This is a genomic window from Streptomyces sp. NPDC054887, from assembly GCF_053610585.1.
Map to the genome: position 1 here is coordinate 1 of NZ_JBSGYQ010000059.1, position 12,479 is coordinate 12,479.

The window sequence follows — 12,479 nt, forward strand, 5'->3', positions numbered from 1 at the left end:
GATCACAGCATCGGATCCGTACTACCGGGGCATCGACGCCGACGCGTCCCTGCCGCACTGGCTCACCGTCCGCCCACTGGCCTCGACCAGTCCGGGCGGCCCGCACATCGCCGACCTCGCCGGCGGCCGGGGCTGGCTCATCTTCACCTTCATCCGCCGTCACGCCGATCCCCAGATCACCGTCACCGACGCGTTCTGGGCCTGACCGGGAACCAACGGCCGAGCACGTCACGCGTGGTGCCCGCAGCAGAGCTCCGACTGCGAATGGAATGGGCAGCAGCGCCGGCGGAACTGCAGCAGCGCTGCAGCCGACCGGCGAGCCCGTCCCCTCACCCACACCTGCCCAAACCCCCACCACCGCGCCAATCGCCGTCGATGTTGCTGAAGCCGTGGCGCTTGAGGAGATCCGCCCCAGGCTTCGGGGGTGTACTGCCAGCGCAGCACGGTCAGCTCGCGCTCTCGCCCTTCGAGCCATGTGTCGCGCATCGGCTGTGCTGGCCACACCCGCAGGTGATGAACCAGCTCCAAGCCGCCGGTCGTGAGCGCTGTTGCGAGGTCTGCGCATGGCGTTCTGCTCGTACGCGGGCGAGCCCGGGGCCGCACCACTCTGGTGGGCGCTGCTCTGGCTGTGCAGATACTCGATCGTCCCGAAAAGCCGGCAGGGGTTGTATGAGAGAGGGTCCTTTCGCCAGCAGTCCCCGCAGAGGTGGCCAGCTTCGGTGCGGGCGAGCGCGTACTTGTTCTTGCCGCAGCCCACACACGTGTGTCGCGTGCGTGAGCAGGTGTCGCAGCGGGGCATGCCGGTCGCGGCCCGGTAGCAGCGGCGAGGGCCCCTGCCGCAGAACCAACAGATCCGCAACGTCGGTCGGGAGCATGCACGACAGAGCGGTCCGTCATTGGTGCGTCGCCCGACGGGTCGGACCAGGTCGCAAAGGACGCAGGTGATCACCCGGTCGGACTCGTAGCGCATCGACCGGCGAGCTCACCGGGACGCTCGTGTCAGGGATGGCCTGCTTCCTTCTCGGATGTCGGTCCGCAGGTAGGCCCCCTGAGCCTCGCGGCCACCCGGCGTCACGGCATGCCCGCACCGTGACGCCCCGGCTGCACACTGCGGACGGGCTACGTCATCAACTCGATGTGCGGATGCTCGGGCTCTGCCGGGCAGACGAACAGGTGCTGCCGGTAGCCGCTGCCTATCTGGACCCCGGTCGCGTTGTAGCCGCGGTGGCCGGGGTACGGTCCGGCACCTGGGTGAGGCTGCGGAGACCAGCTGTTCCCGGCGTCGTCCCCTTCCTCGAACGTGGCGACGGTCATCAGGACCTCCATGCCGGTGCCGCACTCGGAGCAGGGCTGCGATCTGGGGTCGGTGGAGTCCCAAGCGGGCCAGCCGCCGACCTTCCAGCCGGGTGCGTTGGACAGCACACAGTCGTAGTACGTGTCCGGGTCCATGTCTTCCTCTGCGGCCTGCGGCACACTCCACTGCTTGAGCTGCTCCCGCAGTTCTTCGCTCAGCTCCAGATGGTCGGGGTACTCGGTGATCTGCTCCGGTTCGAGCACGCACGGTTCCGGTAGATAGCCGTCGAACTGCACCGCGGGCGGCTCGGGGGGCGTGTCGAGAATGTCGGTGACGGCGGCTGCCGAACGCCAGAAGAGCAGGGTCCTGGGCATGATCGGATGATCGAAGGGGCACCACAGAACCTGCAGCAGGTCCTTGCCCTCCGGCGGGCTCAGATCCGGCACATCCCGTACGTACAGCTGCGCGACGGGCAGCATCGCTATGGGGCCGTCGTACGCCTGGACCGCCAGCCTCACCGGATACGTCCGAGGGGGCCGGATCCGCTCGAGAGTCTCCCGTTCCTCCGGAGTCAGGTCCCGGCCGTGCGAGGCGGCGAAGATCCGTCGTTGCAGCCGCAGATCCGCCGGGGACTGGGCTGGGTTGATGCCATCCACCACATGCGGTTCCTCACAGTGCGGCCACGGCTCCTCAGCGGGCCACAGCATCGGCCCGCCGATCGAGCTGTCGTGCCGCGTCGGCGCCCCAGAGCGGGGGTGCAGGCGGGTCGCCGTGCGGGCCAGCGAAGCCAGTTGGGGAAAGACCGCGGCAACGTCGATCGGCCGTGGCGGAGTGACATTCATGGCCGCAATCTTGCCAATCGCCTCTGACAACGGCCCCCGTGGCCGCCCACGAAGAGCTCCGGCACGGGCGCCACCCGGGAGAGCGCTACCGCCGGTCCGTTGCCAGCAGATTCCCCGCGAGCGGGTCCACGATCGCCGCGTGGATGTCCGTCCACGCGCGCGGTTCGTCGCCACGTACCTGGCCTTCTCCTCCTGGGGGGGGCAACCTGCTCCAGCGCGGTAAGCACGTCCTCGTCCAGATGCATCCCGGCAGCGTCGTGGTGAGCCCGCACGGTGGTGGAGTCGATACTGACCAACGACAGGTCCACCTCGCCCCGCTTCCCGGCTTCGGCGATCAGGCCCTCCAGCAGGGCCTCGAGCACTCCCGCGTCCCGCCACTGGCGGAAGCGGTTGGAGACGGTCGACCAGGCACCGAACTCCTGCGGCATCTCTCGCCACTGCCCGCCCGTCTCGAACCGCCAGATCACGCCCTCGAACTGCTGCCGCAGCCGCTCGGGATACGGGCCGTACTCGCCGATCGGCAGGTACGGCCCGACGAACTCTCACTACTGCATCGGTCAGTTGCACTCGTGTCACGCAAGACGATCTACCGGATCGCGCCTCGCAGCGAGGGTGAATCCTGTGGATTGATCACGACTCGATACGCGCCCTAGTTGTTCTATCCACGGAGGTTGGGGGCGGTGACAGTGATCACCGTCTGGGGATCTTGAACGAGTGAGGGCCTTCCGGGTTCGGTGTGGATTGCGACGTCTACACCAGCCCGAAAGGCCCTCATGCCCCACCGTAATGCACCCTTGACCGAGACAGGACGCCTGCGGCTGGCCCGCTGCGTGGTTGATGACGGATGGCCCCTGCGCCGGGCCGCCGAACGCTTCCAGGTCTCGCCGACCACCGCCCAGCGGTGGGCCGGGCGATACCGCAAACTCGGCGAGGCGGGGATGAGCGACCGTTCCAGCCGCCCCCGCCACACCCCTCGGCGCACGCCGACCCGGACCGAACGCCGGATCATCAAGGTCCGCCTCACCCGGCGGTGGGGACCGGCCCGCATCGCCCATCTGCTGGGCCTGGTGCCCTCCACCGTGCACCGCGTCCTGACCCGCTTCGGCCTGGCCCGCCTGACCCACCTGGACCGTGCCACCGGCCGGAACATACGCCGCTACGAACACGACCGCCCCGGCGAACTCGTGCACGTGGACATCAAGAAGCTCGGCAACATCCCCGACGGCGGCGGCCACAAAGCCCTGGGCCGCCAAGCGGGCCGCAGGAACCGCAAGAACGCCGGCTACAGCTACCTGCACACCGCCGTCGATGACCACTCCCGCCTCGCCTACAGCGAGATCCTCACCGACGAGAAGAAAGAGACCGCCACCCGATTCTGGACCCGCGCCCAGGCGTTCTTCACCCAGGCCGGGATCACCGTCGAGCGGGTGCTGACCGACAACGGTTCCTGCTACCGCTCACGCGACTGGCGCGACCTGCTGGCAGCGGCCGGGATCGCCCACAAGCGAACCCGGCCCTACCGGCCGCAGACCAACGGCAAGGCCGAACGCTTCAACCGCACCCTGCTCGACGAATGGGCCTACGCAAAGCCCTACCGCTCAGAACAGGAACGACGCGACGCCTGCCCCAACTGGCTGCACACCTACAATCACCACCGCGGACACACCGCGCTCAAAGCCAACCACCCGCCAGCCGCGTCCCCAACCTCACAGGGCAATACACCTAGGCTGAGCGTGACCGGGCCGTTCACAATAGCGGAGGCGTTCGCTTGGTCGGCACGGGAGGCGGTCCTGGGGGCGTGGCGGGTGGTGATGCTCTGCGCGGTGTGGCCACGGTCGTGGGGGCAATAGTGGCGGTAACGCTGAGCTGGGGCCAAACACCTGATCCACTGATCACGCGATGCGGGCACCGGATACGGCTCCGGACTCGGCACCCAACGCTGGCTTGCCGGTGAACCTCCGCTTTTTCGATCCTCCGCCGACACGCTCATCCGTCTGGTCGTGCGGTCCTTGCCGACCTGGGACCGGTCGGCGGCTCGCGGCCGGCCCGGATCTTCTCCTGGTCGATCAGATCGCTCAGCTGCCGCGCCTTGGGGTCCTTGATCAGTGCGGTGATCGACCGTCTCCGCCTCCCGCCAGGCCCGCTTCCACGTGAGGCGCTCAACGGCAGCGCGCAGCGGCAGAGCATCCTGCCCGCCGTCAATCGGTAGCCCGAGACGGCATTGAGGGGGCAGCTGCACAAAAGTCGGCTGCCCCCCCCGGGGTTCATGCAGATTACGCCCAGGCCCAGTCTTCCCTGCAGTCCTGTTCCCGGCCCCCCGAGACGCGGCACACTGTGATCTGAACATGGGCGCCCTCATGAACATCCCACGTCGAGACGAACTCCCCGCCTACGCAGAATGCCGTCGCACCGTTGTCGTCCGTGAGCCTGATGTACCCGTCCGGTCCTCCGTTTTCACCGTCCCACCAGAACATGGCGCGGACGGCCATGCCGTCCGCGTCCACATCACACACCTGGAACTTTTCCGGGTGGGTTCCCCCCGTGAAGAGTGCCTTGCCGCCGACAACTCCGGTGTCGGCGGTGTAGACGACCTTCGTCTCGCCGGCCGCCTGCGCAGGGGCAGAGGCGAGCAGGAGAGCTGCGGGAACAGCAACGAGTGTCGTGGCCGCGCGCTTGGTGCGTATCAGGCCGATGGAGCTCAATGCATCCTCCAAATGTGGGGTTCCGGTTCAAGAGGAACCCTGGCCACTGCTTTCCGGCACCCGGCCAGGGGTCCATCCTTTGATTGCATGCCGCCGTAACCGCAAGGCTGGAAGCCCTACCGGCACACGGCGCGACGAGCCACACCTATCTATATCGACCGGTGAAGCAAGCTCAGGGGATCTGCATCGGCGGGGAATTGGGGTGTGGCTAGCTCGCGCAAGCGATGGCGACAGGCGGCCACAGCACCGTAACTCCCCCCAGAGTTCTGTTGCTCCCCATGATCAAACGCATGATCACGACCGTGACCATACAACACGGCTGATACCACGACAACTCAAAACGTATGGCGGCACTCTGGGCTGTTTGGCATCCTTTTGCCCCCTGCGGTGTGCCCGGGCGCGGGAGATCCATGCAGCAGCCGCTTAACGATGAATCCCCGCCACGGCCCATAGCCTGCCGAGCCAAGTGAGGTGACTTCTTACTTGATTGCGTCTGTGTTGCGGTGCTGTCGTGCGTGGGCGCGGTGTTCGGTGGGGGTGAGTCCGTAAGCGTCGCGGAAGGCACGGCTGAAGGTAGTGGGGTTGGTGAAGCCCCAGCGGGCTGCGATCGCTTGCACGGTTCGGTGGTCCATTTCCGGGCGGGCGAGGTCAGTGTGGCAGCGTTCGAGGCGTCGGCGTCGGATGACTCCCGCGATGCTGGTGGGCTCGCTGTCGAAGAGTGTGTAGAGCGTGCGCAGGGAGACATTGTGCCGTTCGGCGATCGTACGAGGTGAGAGGTCGGGATCGCCAAGGTTGTGCTCGATGAAACGCAGGATCCGCTGCAGCATCAGCTCGGATCGGGCCTCGATCGGTGCCCCGTCCAAGGAATCCAGATGCTGGGCAAGGCATGCGGTGACCAGGTCGATCGTGGCGGAGCCCATGGAATGCAGTGCCTCCGTTCCGCAGTGCGCTGCTTGGGTGTGGAGGGTGCGCACGAACCCCGCGAGAATTGCGGTCGCTCCCTTTTGTGCAGGGAGGCGATGCACCAGGAGTGGCTCAAGACTGCGAGGGGACAGCGGCAGGGCGGAACGCGGTATCTGCAGTGTCAGGGCGTGAACCGGGTCGCCGTCGGAGAGGCACTCGGTCAGCATGGGCCTGGAAGTATCGGACAGGACGAAGTCACCTGCCACCAGCGCTTCCCGGCCCTCCTGGGAGACCCGGAAGCTGCCTTGGGTCACCAGTACGAGTTGGTAGCCTTCGGGATCGCCTTGTCGGATGTGTTTTGCGGACCGCCACGCCCGCATCGGGGAGAACTCGAACGCCGACAACGCCACGGAGCCCAGCGATGTGTCCTGGATGTCTGCGTGGAAGTTGTCCCTTCGATCACTACTCAGCGACAAGGGCATGACCTCATTGGAGACGGTTTCGAGAAACCATTCGAATCTGTCCGCCGGCGACATGGCCGAAGCCGACACTCTCGACCAACCCACAGGACCCCCGTATACGCATCATGCCAAACAGGCCAGTTGGCCGCATCGTCTCATGATCCACATTGGGTTTCGAGGTCAAGCCCGGCGCCTCGGCTCCGGGCTCCACCTCGTATTGCCGCTCCGAGGCGGCACGAGGGCGGTTTGGGCGAGGGGGCCGGGAACCGCTGCCGCCGAAGGCCCTGGGCGACATCGCGTCAACGACGGTACCGCGTGTGGACGGTGCGCCGGCTGGGGTGGAGAAGCCTGTCGTCAACAGCGGTGCTCATGGCACCGATTGAGCCTGCCACTCCGGGGGATTCACCGAAGGCGGACCGACAGCCGGATTCGTGCGTCGCGGTCAAGCAGTCTGCACGAAACGCGAAGGTACTCCGCACAAGTTGCATACTGCGACTGCGGCCACGCGATGTCTAATCAGGCGTCGAAGCAACGGGGTGACACCATTGAGAAGAGCAGGGGCACCTCCTGTTCTGCTGATCGTCGCGCCTGGTTTCGTCTGCTGTCCAAGGGAGCCGTGTCGTGGGGTGAGTGCACATGTGCATTGTGTTAGAGCCGATCGTTGTGCAGTTGCTGCGAACCGATCGCACTGAGGCCACTGGCCCGGCTGCCCGTAGCCGTGCGCGTCGACTGCGCCGCCCGGTAGACCGAGGAGCCCGGTAGAGCGTGGAGGATGCCGCTCTCGACCGACGGGGTCCCGGTGTCACGCACTGACCGGCAACCGCCACTTTCGCTGGTCCTCATAGCCACGCGAGCCCGACCTCGTCACCCTCCAAAGTAGGACCGAATCGACCATGAAAGTCCGATCTTGCCTTCGTCTGTGCCTGCCTCTGTGCATCTCATTTCGCTTCAGCACGCTTCGGTCGCCGAGGCCGCCGCATGGCATCAGGTCGTCGCGGCCTCGATGGCCCATGACCTGCCCTGTGTATCGGCCCCGGGCCCCGGACAAGTCCACGCCCAGCTCACCCAGCCTGCTCTGGGCAGCCGCCGGTTGTCCTGGCTCGCCACGGGGGCGAACGGGGGTCCCGTGGGAGTAGTCGGCCTGCGAGTGTTCACCTCTCCGGGCCAGGAGCACCTGTGCGAACTGGAACTGCACGTTCATCCCGCGCACCGGCGCCAAGGAATTGGCTCTCTCCTTCTGTCGGAGGCCGTGGCGGCCTGTTACGCCGAGAACCGGCGGAGCCTCATCACTGCAGCCGCGGCCGACAGCCCCGGCGAAGCCTTCAGCGAACAGCGGGGTTTCAGCCGGGCGCTCACCCTCGATCACCTCCTGCTGCGCCTGGACGAGCTGCCCGATGAGGGCCTGCCACTGGCCGCCGACGAGGCGCCCCTCGGCTACCGGCCGGTCAGCTGGACGGGCACGGTCCCCGACGAGTTCGCCGACGCCTTCGCCTCGGCCAAGACCGCCATGAACGACATGCCCGTCGGTGACATGGACTACGGCAGCGTGGCCTGGGACGCCGACCGCGTTCGCGCCATGGCCAAGGTGATCGACGACCGTGGCGACACCCTGCTGACCCTGGCAGCGGTCCACGATGACGGCACTATGGCCGGCTACACCGAGGTCCTGCTCCCTCAGGGTTCAGGGCCGCGTGCTCAGCAGTACGACACGGCGGTCGTGCCCGCGCACCGCGGCTACGGCCTGGGGGTGTGGGTCAAGAACGCCATGGTGCAGCGCCTGCGCGCCGAACATCCCGACGTCGTCGAGATCGAGACGGACAACGCCGAGGACAATGTCCACATGCTGGCCGTCAACCAGCGTCTGGGATTCCGCTCCTACCGGCGCACCCTCGAGTTCCAGCTCGACCTGCCCCCGGTCTGATCCCCCCAGTGGACGCATTGCTTTCGGACCAACCGGATCGATGAAGGTACGAAGCGCTCAGGCTCGCCGGCCGAGCTGCTGTCGCCGCCATCGACGGTCGCGCCACTGGACCTTGACGCCTCGGCCCGCGCGGCTGCCCCCCCCTTCGGCGGTGCGATGCCGGTTCGTGTTCGCCCCGAAGCAGTGCGCCGTCTCCCGCCCGCCGACTAGTCCGGACCGGCGGACTCCACGGGGGAACGCGCCGGTCATGCTCGTCCGTGTGCTCGGGGAACAGGGCGGACCTGGGCACCGGCCTGTTCGACAGCACTTTTACGCAAACAGACTCCGCTCCGGCACCCCGGAGGGTCTCAGGCTCGGCCTCACCCATTCCCCCTTCGTGTGCCGTCCGCAGCGACGACCGGAACCTGCGCATCCCCCCGATGTCTCTGCCTCCACCCACCACCACAGGAACCCTTCGAGGAGCTGCTGCCATGCACGTGTCCGCCTCCACCGTTTCCCTCACCGTCGCCGACGTTGATGCCTCCCGTGACTTCTTCCGCACTCACCTCGGCTACGAGGTCGCCATGGCCGACGACGGCTTCTGCTCACTGACCCGCCAGGACGCCGCCGTCGACATCGTCCTGCTCCGCAAGGGGATCGACATACTGCCCGTCGAGCACCGGAACCGGGAGGCGGGCGGGCTGATCGTCGCCCTCACGGTCACCAGCCTCGCCGCAGAAGAGGCCCGGCTGAGCGCGGCGGGAGCCCCCATTACCATGCCGTTGCGGGAGGAGCCCTGGGGTGAACGGCTGTTGCAGATGACCGACCCCAACGGAGTCGTCGTCCAACTCGTCGAATGGCCCGTCCCCCACCCCGATACGGACGGGAGCGAAAGCACTTCCGTACGGGTGGTCACTCCCACGGCCGACGACGTCACCGCCTCCCCGAACGCCACCATGTCGGGCCTCGCAGCCCCCAGCCGTGGCAGCGCCGAACTCAGCACCTGGACGGTCGCGATGGAGGCCGGCGCGACCGGACCCGAGCATTCCATCAGCCGTGAGCAGGTCTGGACGGTCACCGCGGGCGTTCTGGAAGTGACCTGCGGCGACCGTACGGAGAAGGTGCGCGTCGGCCAGAGCCTGATCCTGCCACCGGCCCTCGTCCGCCGGATCCACGCTCCCGAACGGGCTGAGGCCCACGTCTCGATGCGCTTCGACGGCGTCGCCTCCGTGCCGGGCGCAGTGGGCACCCGCGAGCTTCCGTGGGCCCGGTGACCGCGACCACTGCCAACGAGCTTGAGCTCGGCGGCTTCCGGCACCACCCGGAAACCGCACCGCACCATTGCCGGCCGAGGCCGGAAGTACACAGAAACGAGATTGACGACATGCGTGTGCTGATCATGGCTTACGGGTCACGCGGCGACATCATGCCGCCGGCCGCCCTCGCGGCACAGCTGCGGAAGCTCGGCGCAGAGGTACGTGTGTGCGCACCTCCGGACGAGGAGTTTGCTCAGCTGCTGGCCGGTGTCGGCGTGGAGCACGTGCCGTTCGGCCGAGCGGTGCGCCCGCTGGTGACCGGCGCGCCGCCCTCGCCCGGCTTCGCCACCGAGTTCGCGGCCGAGCTGGTCGCAGAGCACTTCGAAACGGTCGCCGCGGCCGCCGAGGGATGCGACGTACTGGTGGCCACCGGCCTGATGCCGGCAGGCGCCCGGTCGGTGGCCGAGAAGCTGGGCATCCGCTACGTGTACGCCTGCTTCCACCCGTTCGAGATACCGTCGACGCACTACTTCCCATCGCCGCGGCCGGGCCCGGGCGTCTCCGCCGACGGGGTCGCCCCGACCGACAACCGCGCCCTGTGGAACCTGGACGTCCAGAAGGTCAACGCCCTGTACCTCACGCCACTCAACGCCCACCGGGCGAAGATCGGGCTGCCACCAGTGGACAACGTCCGCGACCACGTCTTCGGCGACCGGCCGTGGCTGGCGGCGGACCCGGTCCTGGGGCCGTGGCAGGAGTTGACCGACCTCAACCTCGTGCAGACCGGCGCATGGATCCTGCCCGACGAGCGCCCACTGCCGGCCGACGTGGAGGACTTCCTTGACGCCGGCACACCACCGGTGTTCGTAGGCTTCGGCAGCATGCCCATGCGCACGGCGACGGACGTCGCCAAGGTGACCGTCGAGGCGGTTCGCGCGCAGGGCCGGCGCGTACTGGTCTCGCGCGGCTGGGCCGAGCTCGGTCTGGTTGACGACGCGGACGACTGTTTCGCCGTCGGTGACGTCAGCCACCAGGCGCTGTTCCGCCGAGTGGCCGCGGTCGTCCACCACGGCGGCGCGGGTACGACGACGACGGCCGCCCGGGCCGGCACGCCCCAAGTCGCGGTCCCTCAGTTCGTGGACCAGCCGCACTGGGCCGCCCGGGTCGCCGAACTGGGTGTCGGAGCCGCCCACGACGGTCCGAACCCGACCTTCGAATCCCTGTCGGCCGCACTCAGCACGGCATTGGCCCCCGAGACGGAAACACAGGCGAAGGCAGTCGCCGCCACGATCCGCACCGACGGGGCGACAGTGGCCGCGAAGCTGCTCCTCGACGCAGCGAACACCGCGCCGCTGAGCCGTGAAGAGATATCCGGCATCGCGCATGCCGACCATCCGATCAAGTCCCCGCTCGACGACGAATCGGTCGACGCACTGCTCGAACGCGGCCTCCCGCGGGGGAGCGAACGCGTGCTCGACCTCGGATGCGGCACGGCGGGATGGCTTCTGCGCGCACTGGCGAGCCGGCCGAACCTGCACGCCGAGGGCGTCGACGTCTCCGAAGTTGCCCTGAGGCAGGCCCGCCATGCAGCGGACGAACTCAGGGTCGACGAGCGCCTGGTGCTCCACCAGCAGGAGGCCGCCGACTTCGCCACCGCGCAGCCGTTCGACCTGGTGATCAGTGTCGGCGCCACGCACGCCTTCGGCGGTCTGCTCGCCACCCTCGCGGCGGCCCGCAAGCACCTGGCCCCCGGCGGCCGCGTCCTGATCGGCGAGTCCTTCTGGGACCGCACCCCTTCACCTGCGGCCGTCGAGATGTTCGGTGACCTCGCGGACCTGGCAACCACGGTGGACCGCGTCGTCGCCGACGGATGGACCCCCGTCCACGGGCATGTCAGTACCCGCGGTGAGCTGGATGCCTACGAGTGGGCCTGCTGGGGCTCGCTGGCCGACTGGGCTCTGGACCACTCCGCCGATCCGGTCGGCGCACAGGTGTTGGAGACAGCCGACACTCAGCGTGCACAGTGGCTGCACGGATACCGGGACAGCTTCGGCTTCCTCTGCCTGGTCCTGCGCCAGACCCCCCAGACCTTCGGAAAGTGAGCACACACATGCAACCGACCTTCGTACTGGTCCACGGAGCCTTCGCGAACTCCTTCTCTTTCGCGCCCCTCCAGGCCGAACTCGGCCTCCTCGGCCACCGCTCGGTCGCCGTCGACCTGCCCGGCCACGGCTTTCAGGCGACGTTCACCAGCGCCTACCAGTCGCCTCAGGACCCCTCAGGGCTCGCCACCGCGCCCGGCTCGATCAAGGGCGTCACGCTCGCCGACAACGCCGCGCACCTGATCGGGATCCTCGAACGGGCGAAGCGAAACGGCCCCGTGATCCTCGTCGCCCACAGCCGCGGCGGTGTCACGGTCACGGCGGCGGCCAACGCGCGCCCGGATCTGATCGACCGCGTCGTCTACGTCTCGGCCTGGGCCCCGGTCAGCATGGACGTCAATGACTATTACGCCGAGCCGGAGATGGCCACGGCGGATCCCGCCGCCTTCGCTTCGGCGCTGGCCGGAAACCCTGCCGAGCTCGGCCTGCTCCGGGTCAACTTCCGTACCGCCAACCCGGACTCGCTCGGGGCGTTCAAGGCGGCCTTCTTCGCCGACGGCACGGACGAGCAGTTCCTCACCTTCCTGAACACCTTCCAGCCCGACGAGAACCTGGACGTCGGCGGTTCCGCAGACCGGGCGCAGGCCGCGACCTGGGGCCGCATACCCAAGACCTACATCCGCCTGGCCGACGACACGAGCCTGCCTCTCGCCCTACAGGACCGACTGATTCGCGAGGGCAACGAGCTGACGCCGGAGAACCTGTACGACGTCCGGACGCTGGAGGGGAGCCACCTGAAGTGGCTGGTCGCCCCGGCGTCGGCGGCCCACGTCCTGGGCGAACTCGCCACGCTCCCGCCGCTTGCCCGTCGGACGTAACCGGACCGGAGTCAGCCGGCCCGAACCTGCTGGCTGAGGCGAGTGCGGCTTGTAGGACTCTGCGGATGGACTCGGGGGGTGGGCTCCCTCCCGCGTCGAACCTACGGGGGGAGGGAGCCGCCGGTGCCCTTGTACATGCGA

General features: G+C 68.0%; 8 protein-coding genes and 3 pseudogenes. 7 read left to right on the top strand and 4 right to left on the bottom strand.

Features of this window, described 5'->3' with window-relative positions:
- On the top strand, window positions 1-205 hold a 205-nt coding region (locus ACWGH0_RS27030), incomplete at its 5' end, for a hypothetical protein (RefSeq protein ID WP_453406854.1).
- 914 nt (window positions 206-1,119) lie between these two features.
- Here ACWGH0_RS27030 and ACWGH0_RS27035 read toward each other — a convergent pair.
- On the bottom strand, window positions 1,120-1,953 hold the full coding sequence (locus ACWGH0_RS27035) for a hypothetical protein (RefSeq protein WP_453406855.1): 834 nt from the start codon (window positions 1,951-1,953) through the stop codon (window positions 1,120-1,122).
- Between the two features lie 332 nt (window positions 1,954-2,285).
- Window positions 2,286-2,712, bottom strand: a pseudogene (locus ACWGH0_RS27040) (transposase); the annotation flags it as partial.
- 197 nt (window positions 2,713-2,909) lie between these two features.
- On the opposite strand from ACWGH0_RS27040, the pseudogene ACWGH0_RS27045 reads away from it, so the two are divergent.
- Window positions 2,910-3,862 (top strand): annotated as a pseudogene (locus ACWGH0_RS27045) (IS481 family transposase).
- Window positions 3,863-4,409: 547 nt separating this feature from the next.
- Here the strand turns inward: ACWGH0_RS27045 and ACWGH0_RS27050 are convergent.
- Together ACWGH0_RS27050 and ACWGH0_RS27055 are read right to left on the bottom strand one after the other, a co-directional pair.
- Entirely contained in the window at window positions 4,410-4,838 is a 429-nt protein-coding gene (locus tag ACWGH0_RS27050; protein ID WP_453406856.1) for a hypothetical protein, read from the bottom strand.
- A 479-nt stretch (window positions 4,839-5,317) separates the two neighbouring features.
- Entirely contained in the window at window positions 5,318-6,277 is a 960-nt protein-coding gene (locus tag ACWGH0_RS27055) for an AraC-like ligand-binding domain-containing protein (protein WP_453406857.1), read from the bottom strand.
- Between the two features lie 928 nt (window positions 6,278-7,205).
- Here ACWGH0_RS27055 and ACWGH0_RS27060 point away from each other — a divergent pair.
- From ACWGH0_RS27060 to ACWGH0_RS27080, 5 genes and pseudogenes are all read left to right on the top strand, one after another.
- Window positions 7,206-8,123, top strand: coding sequence for a GNAT family N-acetyltransferase (locus tag ACWGH0_RS27060; protein WP_453406888.1), 918 nt, complete (start codon window positions 7,206-7,208; stop codon window positions 8,121-8,123).
- A 470-nt stretch (window positions 8,124-8,593) separates the two neighbouring features.
- On the top strand, window positions 8,594-9,376 hold the full coding sequence (locus tag ACWGH0_RS27065; RefSeq protein ID WP_453406858.1) for a VOC family protein: 783 nt from the start codon (window positions 8,594-8,596) through the stop codon (window positions 9,374-9,376).
- Between the two features lie 110 nt (window positions 9,377-9,486).
- Window positions 9,487-10,698 (top strand): annotated as a pseudogene (locus ACWGH0_RS27070) (glycosyltransferase); the annotation flags it as partial.
- Between the two features lie 12 nt (window positions 10,699-10,710).
- Window positions 10,711-11,460, top strand: a complete 750-nt coding sequence (locus ACWGH0_RS27075; RefSeq protein WP_453406889.1) for an SAM-dependent methyltransferase — start codon at window positions 10,711-10,713, stop codon at window positions 11,458-11,460.
- 8 nt (window positions 11,461-11,468) lie between these two features.
- Window positions 11,469-12,338 carry an alpha/beta fold hydrolase gene (locus ACWGH0_RS27080; RefSeq protein ID WP_453406890.1) on the top strand — a complete coding sequence of 290 codons (870 nt, stop codon included), beginning with the start codon at window positions 11,469-11,471 and terminating at the stop codon, window positions 12,336-12,338.
- Window positions 12,339-12,479: the final 141 nt, after the last annotated feature.